The following is a 21,025-nucleotide window of genomic DNA, read 5'->3' as shown; positions in this document are numbered from 1 at the left end:
CCCCGCCCCGGCCCCCGGGCCACCCCGTGCGTCCGCCTCAGCCCGCGACCCCACCACCCGACGCGACGGGCCCGGTGGACGCCCGTACGACCAGCTCCGGCTCGAACAGGAGCTCGTCCCGCGCCACCTCGCGCCCGGCGATCTGCGCGGTCAGCAGGTCCACCGCCGCGCGACCCATGGCCTCGATCGGCTGCCGTACGGTGCTCAGCGGCGGGTCGACGCACGTCATCAGCGCCGAGTCGTCGTAACCGATCACCGACAGGTCACCCGGCACGTCCAGCCCGCGCCGCCGCGCCGCCCGCACCGCGCCCAGCGCGATCGGGTCGCTGGCGCAGATCACCCCGGTGACCCCGCGGTCCAGCAGGCGGGTGGTGGCGGCCTGGCCGCCCTCCAGCGAGTACATCGCGCGCGCCACGTACTCGTCCGGCAGCTCGCCGCCCCCCGCGCGCGCGGCGGCCCGCGCCGCGTCGAGCTTGCGGCGGGACGGCACGTGGTCGGCGGGGCCGAGCACCATGCCGATCCGCTCGTGGCCGAGCGACGCCAGGTGCCGCCACGCCTGCTCCACGGCACTCGCGTCGTCGCAGGAGACGCACGGGAAGTCGAGCTTGGCGATGGCCGCGTTGATCAGGACAACCGGCAGCCGCCGGTCCGCCAGCAGTTGGTAGTGGTCGTGGGGGGCGTCGGCCTGGGCGTAGAGCCCGCCCGCGAAGATCACCCCGGAGACCTGCTGCTGGAGCAGGAGGTCGATGTAGTCGGTCTCCTGGATGCCGCCGGGCGTCTGCGTGCACAGCACCGGGGTCAGCCCCTGCTGCGCGAGCGCGCCACCCACGGCCTCGGCGAAGGCCGGGAAGATCGGGTTCTGGAGCTCGGGGAGGACGAGGCCGACGAGTCGTCCCCGTTCGCCGCGCAGCTGCGTGGGGCGCTCGTAGCCGAGGACGTCCAGGGCGGTGAGGACGGCCTGCCGGGTGGCGTCCGAGACACCCGGCTTACCGTTGAGCACCCGGCTGACCGTGGCCTCGCTGACGCCCACCTTCTGAGCCACCTGAGCAAGTCGTCGTGTCATACACGCAAGATTAGCGCAAGACACGCAAATCGCTTACGGAGAGGCCCGGGACCAGCGAGATCGCCCACATCCCACCGTACGGGCATCCCCCTCCGGCCCGCGCACGGGCTACGGTCCGCACGTGAACGGAACGGACATACGGCCCCCGCACCGGCCCCGGCCCCACCCCCGCCCACCCGCGCACCGGCCGCTGCGCCTGCGCCTCGGCTGGCCGAAACGGGTCTTCTCGCAGGTGCTGCTGATGCAGCTGGCCATCGTCACCGGCGTCACCGCCCTCGCCACCGGGCTGTTCCTGGCGCCGCTCAGCGCCGAGTTCGACAACCGCGCCACCCAGCGCGCGCTGGCGATCGCCCAGTCCACCGCCGTCCAGCCCGGTCTGGCCGACCTGCTCACCGACCGGGACGGCCCCGACCCGGACGGGCCCGTGCAACGGCGCGCGCAGCGGGTGCGGGCCGCGTCCGGAGCGAGCTACGTCGTCGTGCTGGACGCCCGGGGCGTCCGCTGGTCGCACCCCACCACCGCGCGCATCGGTGAACGCGTCTCCACCGACCCCGGCCCCGCCCTCGCCGGACACGAGGTGGAGCACATCGACGTGGGCACGCTGGGCCGTTCCGCGCGCGGCAAGGTGCCGCTGCGCGACGGCCGGGGCCGGGTCGTCGGCGCCGTCTCCGTCGGCATCGACTACGAGGGGGTGCACGACCGGCTCCTCGCCGCCGTACCCGAGCTGCTGGCGTACGCCGGGGGCGCCCTCGGCGTCGGCGCGCTGGCCGCGCTGCTGGTGTCCCGGCGGCTCCAGAGGCAGACCCACGACCTGGCGTTCTCCGACATCTCCGCGCTGCTGTCCGAGCGCGAGGCGATGCTGCACGGCATCCGCGAGGGGGTCGTCGCCCTCGACCGGAAGGAACGCATCCGCCTGATCAACGACGAGGCGCAGCGCCTCCTCGACCTCCGGCCCGACGACACCGGCCGCCCCCTGGAGGAGGCGCTCGGCCCCGGCCGTACGACCGAGGTGCTCGCGGGCCGGGTCACCGGCGCGGACCTGCTGACCGTACGCGGCAGCCGGGTGCTCGTCGCCAACCGCATGCCCACCGACGACGGCGGCGCCGTAGCCACCCTCCGCGACCGCACCGAACTGGAGCTGCTGGGCCGCGAGTTGGACAGCTCGCACGGCCTGATCGACGCCCTCCGCGCCCAGGACCACGAGCACGCCAACCGGCTGCACGTGCTGCTCGGCCTGCTCGAACTCGGCCTCTACGAGGACGCCGTGGACTACGTCTCCGACGCCGTCGGCGTGCACCGGGCCACCGCCGAGCAGATCACCGGGCGGGTACGCGACCCGCTGGTCGCCGCGCTGCTCGTCGGCAAGGCGACCGTGGCCGCGGAGCGGGGCGTGGCGCTGACCGTCGCGCCCGGCACGCGGCTGCCCGACCGGCTCGTCGACCCGCGCGAACTCGTCACCGTCGTCGGCAACCTCGTCGACAACGCGCTGGACGCGGCGGCCGGTACGCCGGACGCGCGCGTGGAGCTGGAACTGTGCCCCCTGGACGGTACGGAGTCCCCCGACCGCCCGGACCCGGCGGGGGCCGATCCCGTGGACGCGGCGGACCGCCCGACCGGCGGGGACGGCACCGGGCTACGGCTGCGGGTGTGCGACAGCGGACCCGGCGTCCCGTACGAGAAGCGCGAGCTGGTCTTCGCCGCGGGGTGGTCCACCAAGCCCCCGCCCGCGCACGGCAAACGCGGCCTCGGGCTGGCGCTCGTACGGCGGCTGGCGGAGCGGCACGGGGGCAGCGCGCGGGTCGGTGAGGCGGCGGGCGGCGGCGCCGCCTTCACCGTCGTGCTGCCCGACGCCCTCCGCCCGGAGCCACGCGCGGAGGGAGGCGCGGCCGGGGACGCGGCGCGGGCCGGGGGCCCCACCGAAGGCGGGCACGGGCCCGCCCCGGCGGCACCCGCCGGAGTGCCTACGCGGCGCCCGCGCCCGTGAGCGACCGCACCTCCGTCTCCGCGTGCCGCGCCGCGTCCGGCTCCTCCCGCGAGGTGACCGTGCCCAGCCAACCCGCGAGGAAGCCGAGCGGGATGGAGACCAGGCCCGGGTTCTCCAGCGGGAAAACCGCGAAGTCCACCCCGGGGAACAGCGACTGCCCGCCGCCCGAGACGACGGGCGACAGCACGACCAGCACGACGGCGGGCACCAACCCCCCGTACACCGACCAGACCGCGCCCCTGGTGGTGAAGCGCCGCCAGAACAGGGCGTACAGCAGCACCGGCAGGTTCGCGGACGCGGCGACCGCGAAGGCCAGGCCGACCAGGAACGCGACGTTCAGGTTCTGCGCGGGCAGCGCCAGCCCGATGGCGAGCACGCCGGTGCCGACGGCGGCGGCCCGGCCCACGGCGACCTCGCCGTAGCGGCGGCGACTGCTCAGCGACGCGTACAGGTCGTGGGAAACGGCGGCCGACGCGGAGAGCGTCACCCCGGCGACGACCGCGAGGATCGTGGCGAACGCGACCGCCGCCACGACCGCGAGCAGCGCCGAACCGCCCGTCGAGCCCGCGCCGCCGCCCAGCTCCTCCGCGAGCAGCGGAACGGCCGTGTTCCCCGCCGCGTTGGCGTCACGCACCTCGCCCGAACCGACCAGGGCGGCGGCGCCGAAGCCGAGCACGATCGTCATCAGGTAGAAGCCGCCGATCAGCCCGATCGACCAGACCACGGAACGGCGGGCGGCACGCGCCGTCGGCACCGTGTAGAAGCGCGACAGGATGTGCGGCAGCCCGGCGGTGCCCAGCACCAGCGCGACACCCAGGCTGATGAAGTCGAGCCGCGCCGTCCAGTCGCCGCCGTAGCGGAGGCCGGGGGCGAGGAAGTCGCCGCCGTGGCCGCTGCGTTCGGCGGCGGCGGAGAGCAGCGCGCCCGGGTCGCCCGCGAAGCGCGCCAGCACCAGCACGGTCAGGGCGACGGCGCAGCACGTCAGCAGCGCGGCCTTGACGATCTGGATCCAGGTGGTCGCCCGCATCCCGCCGAAGGCGACGCAGACGACCATCAGCACGCCGACGCCGATCACCGCCGCGCTGCGCGCCGCCCCACCGGCGCCGACGGAGAGCATCGCCACGAGGGTGCCGGCGCCGACCATCTGGGCGACCAGGTAGAGCACCGACACGGTGACGGACGAGGCACCCATGGCGATCCGTACGGGCCGCTCCCGCACGCGCGCCGCGACGACGTCGGCGAGCGTGAACCGGCCGCAGTTGCGGACGAGTTCGGCGACGAGGATCAGCACGACGAGCCAGGCGACGAGGAAGCCGACGGAGTAGAGCATCCCGTCGTACCCGAACAGGGCGATCAGCCCCGTGATGCCGAGGAAGGACGCGGCGGACATGTAGTCCCCGGCGAGGGCGAATCCGTTCTCCATGGGTGAGAACATGCGCCCGCCCGCGTAGAACTCCACCGAGGAGCCCTGCCGTCGGGACGCGGCCCAGCGCGTGATGGCGAGCGTGGCGGCGACGAAGGCCCCGAAGAGGAGCAGGGTGAGCGTCTGGTGGCTACCGGTCAACGGACGGACTCCCGTTCCCGTACGGCGTGTTCACCGGTGGCGCCGTCCGGCACGTACGGCGCGTCGGGTCCGTCCACCGGGTCCGCCACGGGCGACGCGCCCGGTACGTACGCCGGGTCCGGTGCGTACGCCGCACCGGCCGCCGCGGCGGCGCCGCGCGTCATGTCCTGCGTCTCCCAGCGCAGTTCGAGCGCGGCACGGTCCCGGTGCCGACGCGCGTGCCGCACGTACGCCCACGTCAGCAGGAACGTCGTGGCGAACTGCGCGAGTCCGGCCACCATGCCCACGTTCAGCACCCCGTGCACCCGGCGCGCCATCAGGTCGGGCGCGGCGGTCGCCACCACGACGTACGCGAGATACCAGCCGAGGAACGCGACCGTGGCGGGCACCGCGAAGCGCCGGTAACTCCCGCGCACGCGCTGGAAGGCGGCGCTGCGCTGCACCGTCAGGTAGACGGCGGCGGACGCCTCGGGGTGGGGCCGGGGCGGCGCGCTCCCGTCCTGGTCCGGGTGCGGCGGATCGGGCGGACCTGAGGCGGGCGGCCGGGGCTCCTCCGCCCGGCCGGAGGCGAGGTCGTCGTGCCAGGGATCGTCGATGGGCATGCTCAAGGATGGGCACGTCCGCGGGGCCGCGGAGGGGGCAATACGGTGCGCACCACTCGTTCAGGTGACAATGCCGTGTCGGTACGCGTACCGCACGGCCTGGGCGCGGTCCCGTACGCCGGTCTTCGCGAAGAGGTTGTTGATGTGCGTCTTCACCGTCGCGGTGCCGATGTGCAGGGCGCGGGCGACCTCCTGGTTGCTCAGGCCCTCCGCGATCAGCGCCAGCACCTCCGTCTCGCGCTCCGTCAACCCGTCCGGCCCACCGGACCAGGCGCCCGTGGCGGCGGCCGTGTCCTCGCGCGGCGCCCCGTCCGGCGCCGTGCCGTACGCCAGTCGGTCCAGCAGCCGCGCCTGCACCGAGGCCGCGAGCCCCGCCTCGCCGGACAGGACGGCGTCGACGGCCCGCAGGACGGCGTCCGCGTCGGCGTCCTTCGTCAGGTAGCCGCGGGCCCCGGCGCGCAGCGCGGGGAACAGCGAGTCGTCGTCGTCATAGGTCGTGAGCACCACGACCTGCGTACGGGGATGCTCCGCCCGCACCCGCCGCGTCGCCTCCACGCCGTCGCAGCGCGGCATGCGCAGGTCCATCAGCACCACGTCCGGATCGAGCCGGGCGACGAGGCGCACGGCCTCCTCGCCGTCCGCCGCCGCGCCGACGACCTCGACGCCGGGCAGCAGCCCCAGCATCAGCACCAGCCCCTCGCGCACCACGGTCTGGTCCTCGGCCACCAGCACCCGCGCCGTCTCCGGCCGCCGCGCCCCGCCCGACCGTTCCACCCCGCCCGACGGCCCCGCGTCCCCCGGCCGGTCCGCCCGCCCGCTCCGCCCCGTCATACGGGCACCCGCAGCAGCACCGCGAACCCCCTTCCGTCCGGCCCCTCGTACGGGCCCGACTCCAGCGTGCCGCCGAGCAGTTCGGCGCGCTCCCGCATCCCCACCAGACCGTACCCGCCGCCGGACGCCGCCAGTTCGCCCGGCCCGGAGGCGCCCGTGTCCCGTACCTCCAGGACCACCTCGTCCGCGCGGACGTAGTCCAGCCGTACGCGCACCCGCGCGCCCGGGGCGTGCTTGCGCGCGTTCGTCAACGCCTCCTGCGCGACCCTGCGCACCGCGAGGCCCGCCTCGGCGGGCAGCGGGCGCGGCTCCCCCGTGATCTCCAGCCGCACCCCCTCGTGGCCGGTCACCGTCCGCAGGAACTCGTCCACCGGCACCAGCTCGCCCCGCAACGCCGAGAGCGCCTGCCGGGTCTCCGCCAGCCCCTCGCGGGCCATGCCGCGGGCGACGACGACACGTTCCAGTACGGCGTCGGGCCGCCCGCCGCGTTCGATCAGCAGCCGCGCCGCCTCCAGGTGCACCAGCTGGGCGCTGAGGCTGTGCGCCAGGATGTCGTGCATCTCCCGTGCGATACGGGCCCGTTCGGCCAGCGCGGCCGACTCGGCCTCCGCCTCGCGCGCGGCCCGCTCCTGGGCCAGCAGCTGGAAGCCGGTGCCGCGGGCCTCGGCGTCCAGCCGGATGGTGTAGCCCGACAGCAGGGTCACGCCGACGAGCACCACCACCTCGACCAGGTCGCCGAAGCCGGTCAGCGCGTACCCGCCCATCGGCACGAGCGCCGCCGGGAGCGACGCCGCGAACGGCAGCCGCCGCATCGCCACCGCCGCGACCGCGATCCACAGCACCAGCGCGGTCACCTCGGCCCCGGCGGCCAACGCGCACCCGCCCGCGGCGGCGATCACCGACAGGTGGCCGAGCGCGGGCAGCAGCCGGTGCCGGGTGGTGGCGGCGTGGAAGGCGCACAGGGCGGCGGCCACGCAGGCCAGTACGGCCGCCAGCGCGACGCAGCCCCACAGGTCGGGCCGCGCGTCCCGGACGGTCCGCCAGGTCAGCCAGCCGCCCAGGGAGAGCCAGCCCAGCAGGTCGAGCACGCGCCGCGCGCGGGGCACGCCCTCTCCGGACAGTGCCTCGCGCAGGGGCCACGCCAGCCATCGGTTCACCGGAGCGCCTGCTCCTTCCCGTGTCCGCCGCCGTACGCGCCGTGCGCGTGCCCCGGACCGTACGGGCCCCCGTGCGCGTCGTGCGCCGACCGGAGGAGCGCGCCGAGCCCGCCCGTACGGAGGATCACCACGGCGCTGCGCGTCAGCAGCGTCGCCGCGAGAGCCAGCATGGCGGTACCGTTCCCGTGCCGCACCCCGGCGAGCGCGGCCAGCCCGTGCGGTACGGCGCCCACCAGCACGCCGACCGCCCACACGGCGAGCGTCGCGCCGCGCCCCCGCGCCCAGTACGCCCCGTCGTCGTCCCGCCACACCCGCGCCGTCCACGCCCACGCGACACCGATCGCGGCACCGGCCAGCACCGTGGCGACGAGCAGCAGGGCGGACACCGTACGGTGCCGCGGGTCGGTCAGCCCGCCGTCGTCCACCGTCGCGATCACCAGCACGGCGGGCAGCACCCACCAGGCCCGCGCCTCCGTGCTCACGCGCTGCGGTCGCAGCTGCGCGACCGCCACGACCACGGCGATCCCGAGGACCACCACACCGTCCGGCACACCACCCATGACACACCCGCCTCCGTAGGCCGAGGGACTTCTCCGACGTCCTCGACGCTACGGAGCACCGCCCGGCGGCGGATCGGCTCCCGGGTGGGGGCGGGGTGGATTCCGCCGGGCGGTGACTCCACCCACGGGTGGAGGCACGGGCCCGCGCGGTGCCCGGCCGGGTCAGACGTCGATGCGCGACCGGTCCAGCGTCGCCGCCGACCCGGTGATGAACTCGCGCCGCGGCGCCACGTCGTTCCCCATCAGGAGGCTGAACGCCTCCTCGGCGGCCTCCAGGTCGCTGATGTTGATCCGCCGCAGGGTGCGGTGCCGCGGGTCCATGGTGGTCTCCGCGAGCTGGTCGGCGTCCATCTCCCCGAGGCCCTTGTAGCGCTGGACGGAGTCCTTGTAGCGGACGCCGGTGCGCTCCAGCTCCAGCAGGGTCTGCCGCAGCTCGTTGTCCGAGTACGTGTACACGTACTTGTCCTGGCCCTTCTTCGGGTGCGTCAGCTCCACCCGGTGCAGCGGCGGCACGGCGGAGAAGACCCGGCCCTGCTCGACCATCGGGCGCATGTAGCGCTGGAAGAGGGTGAGCAGCAGGCAGCGGATGTGCGCGCCGTCGACGTCCGCGTCGGCGAGGAAGATCACCTTGCCGTAGCGGGCCTGGTCGATGTCGAAGGTCCGTCCGGAACCCGCTCCTATGACCTGGATGATCGAACCGCACTCGGCGTTCTTCAGCATGTCCGAGACGGACGACTTCTGGACGTTGAGGATCTTGCCGCGGATCGGCAGCAGCGCCTGGAACTCCGAGTTCCGCGCCACCTTCGCCGTACCCAGCGCGGAGTCGCCCTCCACGATGAACAGCTCCGTACGCTCCACCTCGTCGCTCCGGCAGTCCGCCAGCTTCGCGGGCAGCGCGGAGGACTCCAGGGCGGTCTTGCGCCGCTGCGCCTCCTTGTGCTGCCGCGCCGCGATGCGCGTACGGGCCGCCGCGACGACCTTGTCCAGCACGGAACGGGCCTGCTGCTTGTCGTCCCGCTTCGTCGACGTCAGGAAGCCCTTCAGCTCCCGGGCCACCACCTGCGACACGATCCGCGACGCGGCCGAGGTGCCCAGCACCTCCTTGGTCTGCCCCTCGAACTGCGGCTCCGCGAGCCGTACGGTCACGACCGCCGTCAGGCCCTCCGTCGCGTCGTCCTTCGCCACGTCGTCCTCGGCCACGCGCAGCAGCTTCGACGCGCGCAGCACGTCGTTCACCGTCCGCGTCAGCGAGCGCTCGAAGCCCGACACGTGGGTGCCGCCCTTGGGCGTCGCGATGATGTTCACGAACGAGCGGACCGTGGTGTCGTAACCGGTGCCCCAGCGCAACGCGATGTCGACGGTCAGCTCGCGCTGCACCTCCGTCGGGATCATGTGGCCGCGGTCGTCCAGGACGGGGACGGTCTCCTTGAACGTGCCCTCGCCCTGGAGGCGCAGCACGTCGCACACGGGCCGGTCCTGCGCCAGGTACTCGCAGAACTCGCTGATCCCGCCGTCGTAGCGGAAGACTTCCTCGGCGGGCGGCTCGCCGTCCAGGCCGCGCTCGTCCCGTACGACGAGCGTCAGGCCGGGCACCAGGAACGCCGTCTGGCGGGCCCGCCCGTGCAGCGTCTCCAGGGACAGGCGGGCGTCCTTGAGGAAGATCTGCCGGTCCGCCCAGTAGCGGACACGGGTGCCCGTACGGCTCTTGGGGATCTTCTTCCCCTGGAGCAGCCCGCCCGACGGGTCGAACGGCGCGTCCGGCCCGGACTCGGTGAAGATGCCGGGCACGCCCCGCCGGAAGCTCACCGAGTGCGTACGGCCGTCGCGGTCCACCTCCACGTCGAGCCGCGCGGACAGCGCGTTGACCACGGAGGCGCCGACGCCGTGCAGACCGCCGGAAGCGGCGTACGAGCCGCCGCCGAACTTGCCGCCCGCGTGCAGCTTGGTCATCACGACCTCGACGCCGGACAGCCCGGTCTTGGGCTCCACGTCGACGGGGATGCCGCGCCCGTTGTCCCGCACCTCGACGGAGCCGTCCTCGTGGAGGGTCACGTCGATACGGTCGCAGTGGCCGCCGAGCGCCTCGTCGACGGAGTTGTCGATGATCTCCCAGAGGCAGTGCAGCAGACCCCGGCTGTCGGTCGAGCCGATGTACATCCCGGGGCGCTTGCGCACCGCTTCGAGTCCTTCGAGGACCAGCAGGTGCCGAGCGGTGTAGTTGGAGCCGCCGTCGCGGTCCGCTCCGGACAGCAGGGCGGTGGACGACGGCACGGACGTCTCGGCGGTCACGCGGTTCGCTCCTCGCTGAATTCTGCTTCGGTGGTGGCTGTGTTGCCGTCAGAGAGTACCGATGCCCAGGACAGCGCGTGTGCGGGGCGCTCAGTACGGGGCGAGTATCGCATGCGCGTTCGAGTCCCAACTGTGCTGACAGGCACATCGCGTTCCCTTTGAGGCATGAACCATTTAGGCTCCGGGCACGTCCTCATGAACGAACCGGTATCCGGTTCGGGGATCGACAACCAGACAACAACCGCCAGACAACGTGAACAGCAAGCAACCGACGTAAAACGGCTCATTCGCCGCCACCCGGCAGCATCGGCCAGTCCGTGGAGTTCTCCCAGAGTGAAATCTCCACGGGGGAAGCCCGGAGCGGGAACGTTTTCGGCCTGGTTGGATGTTGACCCTGGTACGACAGCTCGTCGAGCTAGAGAAGAGGCGACGTGACTACTGTTCTGACACCCGCGACCCCGCTGACGGCCGCTGACCGATGCGACCGCTGCAACGCGCAGGCCTACCTGCGCGTCGTGCTTCTCAGCGGTGGAGAGCTGCTGTTCTGCGCCCACCACGGCCGCAAGTTCGAGCCAGAACTCAAGAAGATCGCCGCAGAGATACAGGACGAGACGGAGAAGCTGACCGCGACTCCTGCCACAGCGGACGACGACGGCCGATGACGGTCCGTCGCACCTGACGCAGCACGTCCCAAACCGACGAGCTCGGACCGGCCCAGGGCCGGCAATGCGGCGGGCGGCCACCCCGGAACCCCGGAGTGGCCGCCCGTCGTCGTGTCCGCGCCCGCGGTGTCCGCGCCCTCGGGCGCGGTGCGGGGCGGCCCCGTCCCGCCTCAGGGCACGTCGCGCCCGTGCTGCCGGACGAGCGGGAGCACGTCGGACAGCCGCGTGTACACGCCGGGCCGCCCCCGTTCCCCGCAGCCCGCGCCCCACGACACGAGCCCGACCAGCCGCCCGCGCGCGACCAGCGGGCCGCCCGAGTCGCCCTGGCAGGCGTCGCGGCCACCACCGGCGACCCCGGCGCACAGCATCGAGTCCGCCCGGTACGTACCGTCCGCGCTGCCCGGATACGCGCGCTCGCAGACCCGGTCGGCCAGCACGTCCACCCCGGCGGCGAGCAGCCGGGACGGGTAGCTGCCGCTCCCGCTGGTGTCACCCCAGCCGTAGACGGTGGCCCGCGTCCCCGGCTCGTACGCGGCGTCGCCGGAGCCCGCGACGTCGATCACCGCGGACGCGGGGAGCGGCGCGTCGAGGGTGAGGACGGCGACGTCGCCCTCGTTCGTACGGGCGTCGTAGTCCGGGTTGACCCACACCTTCGCGGGCGCGGTCTCCTTGCCCGCGTCGCCCCCGAGGTCGTCGCGGCCCGAGATCACCCGCAGGTCGCGGACCTTCGCCCGGTCCGTACCGAGCACCTCCGGGCTGAGGCAGTGCGCCGCGGTGACGACCGTTCGGGTGCCGACGACGGCTCCGCCGCAGAACTGCCCGGAGCGCTCGTCCCCGAAGCGGTCCCGGCTGGCGAGTGCCACGACCCAGGGATGTTCGGCGACGCTGACCGGCTGGCCGCCCACCACCACCCGGTCCGTCTCCGGCGTACCGGCCGCGACCAGCGCGGTCAGCAGCAGGGGCACGAGGCAGAGGAGCGGGCGGGGGGAGCGGCGTGGACGAGGGCGCATGCGATCTCCTGTCCGTACGGGAGCACGTGACCACCCAGGGTCAGCCCGTCGGAGGCGCCCCGCATCTCGAACGGGCGGCAGCCGGACGGGCGGACCGCGCGCGCCCACGGCACCCGCCTGCCGTACGGGCGCGTGGTGACGGGCCCGCCGTACGGGCACGCGCGAGGGCCGCCGCCCGGGTGCGGGCGGCGGCCCTCGTACGCGAGGCGCCGCGCGGTGGCGGCGCTGAGCCGTCAGTCCAGGTAGTCCCGGAGGACCTGGGAACGCGACGGGTGACGCAGCTTCGACATCGTCTTGGACTCGATCTGGCGGATGCGCTCGCGGGTCACGCCGTAGACCTTGCCGATCTCGTCCAGCGTCTTCGGCTGGCCGTCGGTGAGGCCGAAGCGCATCGAGACCACACCGGCCTCGCGCTCGCTGAGCGTGTCCAGCACGGAGTGCAGCTGCTCCTGGAGGAGCGTGAAGCTGACCGCGTCCGCCGGGACGACCGCTTCGGAGTCCTCGATCAGGTCACCGAACTCGCTGTCCCCGTCCTCACCGAGCGGGGTGTGCAGCGAGATGGGCTCGCGACCGTACTTCTGGACCTCGACGACCTTCTCGGGCGTCATGTCCAGCTCCTTGGCCAGCTCCTCCGGGGTGGGCTCACGGCCCAGGTCCTGGAGCATCTGGCGCTGCACGCGCGCGAGTTTGTTGATGACCTCGACCATGTGCACCGGGATACGGATGGTGCGGGCCTGGTCGGCCATCGCGCGGGTGATGGCCTGCCTGATCCACCACGTCGCGTAGGTCGAGAACTTGTAGCCCTTGGTGTAGTCGAACTTCTCGACCGCGCGGATCAGACCGAGGTTGCCCTCCTGGATGAGGTCCAGGAACAGCATGCCGCGGCCCGTGTAGCGCTTGGCCAACGAGACCACGAGCCGGAGGTTGGCCTCCAGCAGGTGGTTCTTGGCCCGGCGGCCGTCCTCGGCGATGATCTCCAGCTCGCGTTCGAGCTTCGGCGCGAGCTTGTCCTCCGCGGCGAGCTTGTCCTCGGCGAAGAGCCCGGCCTCGATGCGCTTGGCCAGCTCCACCTCCTGCTCGGCGTTGAGGAGGGGGACCTTGCCGATCTGCTTGAGGTAGTCCTTGACCGGGTCCGCGGTGGCACCGGCGGCGGCGACCTGCTGGGCGGGGGCGTCGTCCTCGTCGTCGTCGGAGAGGACGAAACCCTCGTTCTCGTTCTTGCCCTCGGGCGCCGGGCCGTCCGCCTCACCGGGCTTGCCCGGCTTGGCGAGCGCCTCCTCCGGAGTCTCCTCGCCGCCTTCCAGCAGCTCGTCGACGACGGACTTCTTCCCGCCCGCGGTCTTCGTCGCGGCGGCGGCCTTCTTGGCGGGGGCGGCCTTCTTGGCCGTCTTCTTGGCGGCGGTCTTCTTCGCCGTCGCCGTCTTCTTGGCGGCGGTCTTCCGGGCGGGGGCGTCCCCGGCCGCGGACTCCGCGACGCCGTTCACCCCGGCGGTCGGGGCCGGATCGCCCTCGGCCGCGACCGGCGCGGGCTTCTTGGCCGGGACGGCCTTCGTCGTGACCGTCTTGGTGGCGGTGCGCTTGGCCGGGGTCTTCGCTGCGACGCTCTTACGGGTGCGCTTGGGCGCCTCTGCGGCACTCACCATCAGCGTCACACCCTCCTCGTCGAGGATCTGGTTGAGGCTGCGCAGAACGTTCTTCCACTGGGTTGGCGGAATCTGGTCAGCCTCGAAGGCCCGACGCACGTCGTCGCCTGCGATCTGCCCCTCAGCCTTTCCCCGCTCGATGAGCGCCATCACAGACTCGGACTCGGCGATCTCCGCAGGGAGCGTACGGGATGTGCTGGCCGACACGAACAACCTCTCGGAACGATGGAAATGGCGGACCGCCGGTGGAGCTGGCTACCGACGGCGCGGGCTGTACCGGGAAGCTCTACAGCGGCCGACACGGCCCCCGTATTCCCTTCTCGGCTGTCACCTCTTGAGTCATCGCGCTGCGGCGCGAAGCGTTACGTGCTATCCACGTGGCCCGAGTCACACCCAGTATCGGCCCGTATGCGGTGAGATTCGGACGAAGCCGGATCTTTCACGGACCGGCTGTCGGCACGGGCGTCTCCTGCCGCCCGTGTCGGCAGCCCCGGCACGGGCGGGCGTACGGGCACGCCCCGCGTCCCGTCCCGCCCCACCCACATGCGGCAGCGCCGCCGGGGACTCCGACGGCGCTGCGGGCGCACCACCCGGGAGCGCTCAGTGCTCGCGCGGCGCGGGCACCACGTGGTCCGCGCCACCCGGGGCGCCGGACTGCGCGGCTGCGGGGGCCTCACCGTGGGAGGCGAGGAGTTGACGCGTCGCGTTCTCGGCGGCGGCCGACTCGCCGGACGCCAACGCCTCGACGATCTGGCGGTGCTGGGCGACGGCCGTCTCGCTCGGACGTACGCAACCGGCGGTCGGGCCGCCCGAGACCTGGAGCGCGGAGGACACGATGCCGGAGAGGTGCTCCATCATGCGGTTCCCGGCGGACTGGAGCAGGAGGGTGTGGAACTCCGCGTCGGCGCGCGAGAACGTCAACGAGTCGCCCTGGCCGAGGGCCTGGGCCATGATGCCGACCATGTCCGCGAGACGCTGCTGCACCTCGTCGCGGCAGCGACCGGCGGCGAGCCCGGCCGCGAGGGGCTCGATCGTCCAGCGGAGTTCGGAGAGTTCGCGGCGCTGGTCCTCACGCTGGGGGCCGAAGGCGCGCCACTCGATGATGTCGGGGTCGAGGAGGTTCCAGTCGCTCACCGGGCGGACGCGGGTGCCGACGTTGGGGCGGGCGCTGACGAGGCCCTTGGCCTCCAGGACCCGGAGCGATTCGCGGACGACGGTGCGGGAGACCTCAAAGCGCTGGCCGATCTCCTCCGGGACCAGCGGACGGTCGGCACCCAGGTCGCCGGAGACGATCATCTGGCCGAGCTGCTGGACGAGTTGGCCGTGCAGGCCGCGGCCCCGGCTGCCCGCGGTGCGACGGCCGGGCCGACCCATGTCGGTCTCCGGACCGTCCCAGGCCGGGAGGTTGGTGGTCGTACGCGCCGAACCGGAGGACTCGGCGTACGCGTAGCGGTCGGACTCGGCCGGGCCGCCGAGGCCGGAGTCGAGGGGGCGGGCCGCGGTCATCGTGGAGTGCGCAAGGGTAGTCACGTGAGCTTTGTCGGCGGCCCTCCGGACGGGCTTGAGGGCTTTGGTGAAAAGCACACGAAAGGGTGATCGCTGGCTTTCCCATAATTGACGCCTTATCGGAAAGAAACAGGCTTCAGGGCGTCGTGTTCGATCGTTTCTGCGGCTTGGGCACCAGGGTGGGGCGCTGTCGTCCGCGGGAGCGGAGTCCCACTAGCAGATAACCGAAGAGCAGCACGACGGCCGACAACAACGCGGCCTGGCCGACGGGTTGGCCGAGCAGCCGCCAGCAGGCGGGTGCCCAGCGCTCGACGACGGTCGGCCAGGAGGCGACGGTGAACCGTACGAGCCGGTCCAGGAGTCCGTCGACACCGCTCCGGGAGACGCCGGACACCAACTCCCGTACGGGCGGCATCAGCAGCAGCGGGACGACGAGCAGCGCGACGAGGCCCGCGAGCGTCGAGCGGAGGACACCGGCCGCGAGCAGACCCGCCCAGGCGCAGCCGACGGTGACGGCGAGCACGGACAGCGCCTGCGCCGCGGGCGCGGGGGCGTCGGCCGGGACGGCCAGCACGTGGGGGCCGAACAGCACGCCGAGGACCGCGGAGTTGACTGCGGCGGTGGTGGCGAGGAGGCCGACCGCGACCGCGGCGGACACGGCGAGCTTGGCGGCGAGGAGTCCGGGGCTGTGCGGGACACGGGTGTTCGCGGGGGCCAACGCCGGATACGTGAACTCCTGCCCGTACGCGAGCGCGCCGAGCGCTCCCGCCACGACCGCCGCCGGTGGCAGGAGGAACACCGGGCCGGGCGGCCAGCCCGCGAGCAGCGGCAGCGGGTGCGCGGACCCGTGGCCGTACAGGCTGCTGTCCAGGGCGACCAGGACGAACGCCATGGCGAGGGCGACGAGCAGGGCGGCGCCCATCGCGTACCAGGTGGCGCGCAGCCCGAGCATGCGGTGCAGCTCGTAGCGGAACGGGGCCGCCGGTCCCGGGCGCGGGACGGCGGGCAGCCGGGGCGCGTCCGTACCGGCGCGGTAGACGGTGCCGTCGGCAGCCGTCCCGGCCGGCGCCCCCCGGTTCGGCGCCGACGCGGCCCCCGCCCGGTCGATCCGGGGGCGATCGGCCGAGGGGCGGCCTGCCTGAGCCTGGGCACCGCCAACTCCCGTCGCGGCACGAGGGTTCCGGTCGCCGACCCCCCGGACGTCACGGACCTCGCGCCCGTCGACCCGTGCCAGCGGGGCGTCGGCGGTGGCACCGACATCGGACGCCTCGTCCGCGAGCCGGTGCACGAGGATGCCGTTCCGGTACGCGATCTCACCGACCGCCGCGCAGTTGCTGCCGTAGACGGAGAGCCGTGTCCCTCCCTCCCTGACCACCTCCACGGTCTCGCGCGTACGGTCCGGGGCCTCACCCGTACGACGCTGACGCTCCTCCGTCGGGAAGCCGTCCCGCGCCTCCCGCCCGAGCAGCGTGGCGAGCCGCTCGGCGTGCGGCGAGCTGACGGTCACGCGCGGCCGGAGCCGGGAGCGCGCGTACTCAGCGACCTCCTGGTCCGCGACCAGCCGACCGTCGTCGATGACGACGACGCGGTCCGCGATCCGCGCCGCCTCCCGCGGGTCCTGGAGGGCGACGAGAACGGCTCCGCCCTGGTCCGCGTAACCACGCAGCAGACCGTGGAACCAGCTCGTCTCCCGCGGCGACAACCCCCGGCACGGCTCGTCGAGCACGAGCGTGTGCGGGTCGCCCAGCAGCGCTGCGGCCATGCCGAGCCGACGGTCCATGCCGAGCGAGAAGGTACCGAGCGGCTCGTCCGCGAGGCCGCTGAGGCCCACGAGGTCGAGCAGGTCGTCGGCCCGCTCGACGGGCACCCCGGCGACGGCGGCGAGCATCCGCAGGTGCCCCCTGGCGCTACGGGCCGGATGGCCGGGGACGTCCCCGAGGAGCACGCCGACCTCACGCACCGGATACGGGACCCGGTGCAGCGGACGCCCGCGCAGCAGGGCCACACCGCGTCCGCTGTCGATCCGCAGGACGAGCCGCAGAGCGGACGTCTTGCCCGCGCCCCGGGGCCCGAGCAGTACGGTGACGTGCCCGGCGGACGCCTCGAAGGTGAGGTCGTCGACACGGGGCCGCTCGTGCCGTCGGGGCACGCTGGTGAGTCCGATGGCTTGGATCATCGCTGGCGTCGGGGGATGCGGGGACGGCACACCCAGGGACGATAGCGCTGTATGTCCGATTTTCCGCGCAGGACGGAACGTCAGACCTCGGGTCGCAGCATCGGCGGATTCAGTACGGTCGCACCTCCGGCGGTGAACAGTTGGGCTGGGCGCCCGCCTTGACGCGTCGTCGACCCTCCGGTCGGGACCAGGAAGCCGGGCGTGCCCGTCACCTTGCGATGGAAGTTCCGCGGGTCGAGTGCGACGCCCCACACCGCTTCGTAGACCCGGCGCAGCTCCCCCACCGTGAACTCCTGCGGGCAGAACGCGGTGGCGAGCGAGGAGTACTCGATCTTCGACCGCGCGCGCTCCACCCCGTCCGCGAGGATGCGGCCGTGGTCGAAGGCGAGCGCGCCCGGCTGTTCCTCGTCCACCGCTTCCCCTCCGGCCGGGGCGACGAGCGTGTCGACGGGTGCCCAGCGGACGCTGTGCGCGTCGCCGCCGGGGGTGGGCGAGGGCAGGTCGGGCGCGAGCACCAGGTGCGCGACGCTGACGACGCGCATCCGCGGGTCGCGCTGCGGATCGCCGTAGGTGGCGAGTTGTTCCAGGTGGGCCTCGGTGGTGCTGTCACCGGACTCGTGGGCGCGGAGGCCGGTCTCCTCGTTGAGCTCCCTTGCCGCCGCGGACGCGAGATCCTCGTCCGCCTTGACGAACCCTCCAGGCAGCGCCCAACGCCCCTGGTAGGGCTGCTCCCCACGGCGCACGGCCAGCGCGCAGAGGGCGTGCCCGCGCACCGTGAGCACGACCAGGTCGACGGTGACGGCGAAGGGCGGGAAAGCTGACGGATCGTAGGGCATGGCGCGATGATAGTCGTCTCCCTGACGATAAACAGGGCCCTCCAGCCACCCGCGTACGGCACTTCACGCGCCTCCGCGCAGTACGCGTGGTGCGTTGCGGCGCACCGTCCTGGGCCGCCCGCGCCGCTTCCGGCGGCGGACGGCCCGCTCCTGGCGCATGCAGCGCCGGAGCAGCTCCGGATCGAGCCCTTCGTTGCAGGCCCGGTGCAGCAACTGCGCGAAGCGGTAGCGCGGATCGGTCTCGAGTGCCCGGCACAGCGCGACACGTGCCGCCGGTTCGTCGCCGCTCGACCACTCGATCCATCCGGCGAGGCTGAGCAGAGGGACCGCGTACTCGCCGTAGGCGCCGACGCAGCGCCGGGCGAGCGCGCGCCAGAGACGGAGCGCGCCCGCCGCGTCCCGACCCTCCATCCACTCCGCCGCCCGGTCGCGGGCGGCTCGGTCCTGCAGGCCGACGATCAGGGTCGCCGCCTCCTCGGGCCCGAGCAGCGCGTCGTCCTGCGCGTCCGCGACCGCCTGCCCCGGTGCACCGCCCGCCATCGAGGCCGCGCCCAGGCGCTCCATCAGCTGCCGCGCGAGCCTCAACGTCCTGCCGACCGCGGCTTCACGGTCGGCGCGCCGGAGCATGTGCGGTACGAGTGCCGCCGCGGCCTCGTCGAGAGCCCGCTCCTGGGGCCCCCGCAGGGGCTCTCCCAGCGGTTTCAGCCTTGCCTCCATCTCCCGCTGACTGCCGCGGACCCGGATTCCGGCGTAGACGGCCGAGGCGGCCACGGCCGAGGCGCCGGGCCGGGAGAGCGGGCCTCCCTCCGGTGGACAGCACGTGGGGTCCGGGCAGCAGTACGACCAGTACCTGCCGTCGGAGACGCAGAGCGCCTCGAAGACGGGCATGTCGAGCGCACCACAGGCCACTCGGAGGCGCTGCGCCAGCGGACGCAGCCGCTCCATCACGTCCTGCCCCTTCTCGCCGTCGGCCGGCTCCCGGCAGAGGAACAACAACGCTCCCTGCGGTGTGGCGCCGCCCGCCAGGGAGTTCCCCCTGAGACAGACCGCGAGCTGGTCCGCCACGGCGGGCCATTCGTCGGGAGCTGCCGGGATTCCGATCCTCAGCCTGCCGCCGAAGCGACCCCGCTGCCCGTGGAGGGCGACGAGGACGATCGAGTCGTCCGGCTGGAAGCCCAGCAAGTAGGGCAGTGCGTCGGCCAGTTCCGCCGAACCGCGCACGGAGATCTCAGGACGGGTCGTTCCGGGGAGCGGGCCGTGAGGGCTTGATTCGCCGCGTTGCTTCTTCATGGATCGAGAGTGACCCGAAGTGGGCTTTCCATGTCGGCAGTTGTCCACAGAAGCACTGCCATATCCGATGGTCATACGTGTCATGTCTTATCCACAGGCTTGGGTGGCTCTTGTCGAGACCTTCGGCTTCGATGACGACATGAGTGCGAAGGTGCGATCGTCCGGCGTCGGTGAGGTGGGTCCGGGCACCCTGGAAGGCGGTCACGAGGCTGCGGGACCCGGGGGTCCGGGCCAGCGGCGCGCGCCCGCGAAGGTCGAGGCCCGCCAGTGGGCGCGCGTCCGGTTCGGAGCGCGGTGCGGGAGCCGCGGCACCCGATGTGCCGCGAGCGGGATACGCCACGCGGCGCGGGGCGTCCTCATGGAGATCCCGCGGCTGATCCGGGCGGTGGTCGCCCTCTCTTCGGGGGAAGGCTCCGCGCGGCTCGGAGGGTCACGCCTTCCGCTGGGCGCCCGATCGTGCCGCCCGGCCGAGGAGCACCGCGGCCACCACGGTGCAGAGCATCATCCCCGCCCCCAGCCAGGACGCCGTACCGTATCCGCCTTCGGCGGGGAAGCGGGCGCCCGTCGGCGTGCGCGCCGCGAGAGTCAGGCCGCCGAGGGCGCTGCCGATCGAGAAGCCCACGCTGCGCACGACCTGGTTGAAGCTCATGGCACTGGAGGTCTCGGACGCCGGTGTCACGGCGAGGATCGCCGCGGGCATCGCCGCGGAGAAGAGGCCGACGCCCAGGCCCAGCATGCCCATCACCGTGAAGGACAGCCAGAGTTGGTCGCGGGCCAGGGCGAACAGCGTGAGTGCCGCCAGCACCACCGTGCCGCCCACGGCCAGCAAGGCCGTCGCGTGGAGCCGTTCCCGCAGTGGCGGCACCAGCCTGCCGCCCGCGAAGCCCAGTACGGAGAACGGCACCAGGACCAGCCCCGCGACGAAGACGCCCACGCCGAACCCGTAACCGGCCGAATCGGGGGTCTGGACATATCGGGTGACCAGAGTCAGGAGGAGGTACATGCCGACGCCGCCGAGCAGCATGACGGCGTTGGCCCCGGCCACCGCGGGATGCCGGAGCAGCGTCAGGTCGACCAGCGGCGCCACGGAACGGCGTTCGCGGCGCACCCACGCGGTGAGCAGCGCCGCCGACACCGCGAGCAGGCAGGTGGCGGCCCCGGGACGTTCGGTCCACAGGGACGACTGGCTGATGACGAGGAGAAGTACGAGCAGCCCTGCGCCCAGAAGGGCGGCGCCGGGCAGGTCGACCGTCGCGGAACGGCCGGACGGCGGCTGCGGCACGGCCCGCCACGCGGCCGCGAGCGCGAGGACCGTGACGAGCAGCCCGACGCCGTACGCGGCCCGCAGCCCGGAGAGGTCGGTCAGCAGTCCCGCCAGGGGGTAGCCGACACCGATACCGACGGTCGAGGCGACGGACAGCAGCGCGATCACCGGCCCGGAACGGCCGGTGGGCAGGTGGTCGCGGGCGACGCCCATCATCAGCGCCGTGAGACCGAGGCCCGTTCCCTGGGCGACGCGTCCGGCGAGCAGCCAGCCGAAAGATGGCGGAACGACGGTGAGCAGGCTGCCCGCCACGACGACGGCGAGCGTGGCCAGCACCACCTGCCGTCGGCGCGGGCCGGTGCCCAGCCTCCCGAGCACCGGCGTGGCGACCGCGCCCACCAGCAGCGGGGCGGTGAGCGTCCATTGCGCGGCGGCCAACGAGACGTCGAACTCGTCGGACACCGTGGTGATCAGCGGCGTTCCCAGGCTCCCCACGACGGCGACCACGAGCGCGATGAACAGCAGAGCGGGGACGAGCGGACGCGCGGCGGCGACCGGGGCGTTACCGCCGGAAGGGGTCACTGGTCG

General features: G+C 73.5%; 15 protein-coding genes and 1 pseudogene. 2 read left to right on the top strand and 14 right to left on the bottom strand.

Annotated elements, in window-relative coordinates; all coding sequences use genetic code 11:
• Positions 1 to 37 precede the first annotated feature (37 nt).
• Positions 38 to 1,063 carry a LacI family DNA-binding transcriptional regulator gene (locus D7M15_RS23085; protein ID WP_121519248.1) on the bottom strand — a complete coding sequence of 342 codons (1,026 nt, stop codon included), beginning with the start codon at positions 1,061 to 1,063 and terminating at the stop codon, positions 38 to 40.
• A 241-nt stretch (positions 1,064 to 1,304) separates the two neighbouring features.
• Between D7M15_RS23085 and D7M15_RS23080 the strand changes: the two genes are divergently transcribed.
• The gene (locus D7M15_RS23080) at positions 1,305 to 3,047 is read left to right on the top strand and encodes a sensor histidine kinase (protein ID WP_121521262.1); all 1,743 of its coding nucleotides are present in this window, start codon (positions 1,305 to 1,307) and stop codon (positions 3,045 to 3,047) included.
• Here the strand turns inward: D7M15_RS23080 and D7M15_RS23075 are convergent.
• From D7M15_RS23075 to D7M15_RS23050, 6 genes and pseudogenes are all read right to left on the bottom strand, one after another.
• On the bottom strand, positions 3,025 to 4,611 hold the full coding sequence (locus D7M15_RS23075; RefSeq protein ID WP_121519247.1) for a cation acetate symporter: 1,587 nt from the start codon (positions 4,609 to 4,611) through the stop codon (positions 3,025 to 3,027). The genes D7M15_RS23080 and D7M15_RS23075 overlap by 23 nt on opposite strands.
• A gap of 152 nt (positions 4,612 to 4,763) precedes the next feature.
• Positions 4,764 to 5,213, bottom strand: a pseudogene (locus D7M15_RS23070) (DUF485 domain-containing protein); the annotation flags it as partial.
• A gap of 60 nt (positions 5,214 to 5,273) precedes the next feature.
• Positions 5,274 to 6,044: a response regulator transcription factor gene (locus D7M15_RS23065; protein ID WP_121519245.1), complete on the bottom strand. Its 771-nt coding sequence runs from the start codon at positions 6,042 to 6,044 to the stop codon at positions 5,274 to 5,276.
• Positions 6,041 to 7,201 (bottom strand): histidine kinase, encoded by a 1,161-nt coding sequence (locus tag D7M15_RS23060; protein WP_121519244.1) that lies wholly within the window; start codon positions 7,199 to 7,201, stop codon positions 6,041 to 6,043. The genes D7M15_RS23065 and D7M15_RS23060 overlap by 4 nt, the downstream gene beginning before the upstream one ends.
• The gene (locus D7M15_RS23055) at positions 7,198 to 7,761 is read right to left on the bottom strand and encodes a DUF1453 domain-containing protein (protein WP_121519243.1); all 564 of its coding nucleotides are present in this window, start codon (positions 7,759 to 7,761) and stop codon (positions 7,198 to 7,200) included. The genes D7M15_RS23060 and D7M15_RS23055 overlap by 4 nt, the downstream gene beginning before the upstream one ends.
• A 162-nt stretch (positions 7,762 to 7,923) precedes the next feature.
• On the bottom strand, positions 7,924 to 10,050 hold the full coding sequence (locus D7M15_RS23050; RefSeq protein WP_121519242.1) for a DNA topoisomerase IV subunit B: 2,127 nt from the start codon (positions 10,048 to 10,050) through the stop codon (positions 7,924 to 7,926).
• A 431-nt stretch (positions 10,051 to 10,481) separates the two neighbouring features.
• On the opposite strand from D7M15_RS23050, the gene D7M15_RS23045 reads away from it, so the two are divergent.
• Positions 10,482 to 10,712, top strand: coding sequence for a hypothetical protein (locus D7M15_RS23045; protein ID WP_121519241.1), 231 nt, complete (start codon positions 10,482 to 10,484; stop codon positions 10,710 to 10,712).
• A 170-nt stretch (positions 10,713 to 10,882) separates the two neighbouring features.
• On the opposite strand, the gene D7M15_RS23040 is transcribed toward D7M15_RS23045, so the two are convergent.
• The 7 genes from D7M15_RS23040 to D7M15_RS23010 all read right to left on the bottom strand — a co-directional run bounded on the left by D7M15_RS23040 (position 10,883) and on the right by D7M15_RS23010 (position 21,019).
• The gene (locus D7M15_RS23040) at positions 10,883 to 11,722 is read right to left on the bottom strand and encodes a serine protease (protein ID WP_121519240.1); all 840 of its coding nucleotides are present in this window, start codon (positions 11,720 to 11,722) and stop codon (positions 10,883 to 10,885) included.
• A gap of 233 nt (positions 11,723 to 11,955) precedes the next feature.
• A complete protein-coding gene (locus D7M15_RS23035) occupies positions 11,956 to 13,572 on the bottom strand; it encodes an RNA polymerase sigma factor (protein ID WP_276314471.1) in 1,617 nt (538 codons plus the stop codon).
• A gap of 393 nt (positions 13,573 to 13,965) precedes the next feature.
• Complete coding sequence (locus D7M15_RS23030; RefSeq protein ID WP_121519238.1) at positions 13,966 to 14,949, bottom strand: FadR/GntR family transcriptional regulator; 984 nt, start codon at positions 14,947 to 14,949, stop codon at positions 13,966 to 13,968.
• Between the two features lie 58 nt (positions 14,950 to 15,007).
• Complete coding sequence (locus D7M15_RS23025; protein WP_121519237.1) at positions 15,008 to 17,047, bottom strand: ATP-binding cassette domain-containing protein; 2,040 nt, start codon at positions 17,045 to 17,047, stop codon at positions 15,008 to 15,010.
• A gap of 80 nt (positions 17,048 to 17,127) precedes the next feature.
• A complete protein-coding gene (locus D7M15_RS23020; RefSeq protein ID WP_121519236.1) occupies positions 17,128 to 17,883 on the bottom strand; it encodes an NUDIX domain-containing protein in 756 nt (251 codons plus the stop codon).
• 63 nt (positions 17,884 to 17,946) lie between these two features.
• Positions 17,947 to 19,173, bottom strand: coding sequence for a DUF4192 domain-containing protein (locus D7M15_RS23015; RefSeq protein ID WP_121519235.1), 1,227 nt, complete (start codon positions 19,171 to 19,173; stop codon positions 17,947 to 17,949).
• A gap of 430 nt (positions 19,174 to 19,603) precedes the next feature.
• Positions 19,604 to 21,019: an MFS transporter gene (locus D7M15_RS23010; RefSeq protein WP_121519234.1), complete on the bottom strand. Its 1,416-nt coding sequence runs from the start codon at positions 21,017 to 21,019 to the stop codon at positions 19,604 to 19,606.
• Positions 21,020 to 21,025 lie beyond the last annotated feature (6 nt).

It is taken from the genome of Streptomyces sp. Z26 (assembly GCF_003665095.1).
Classification (GTDB): domain Bacteria; phylum Actinomycetota; class Actinomycetes; order Streptomycetales; family Streptomycetaceae; genus Streptomyces; species Streptomyces phytohabitans.
The sequence above is the reverse complement of the archived record's forward strand: the minus strand, read 5'-3'. Positions and strand labels throughout refer to the sequence as shown.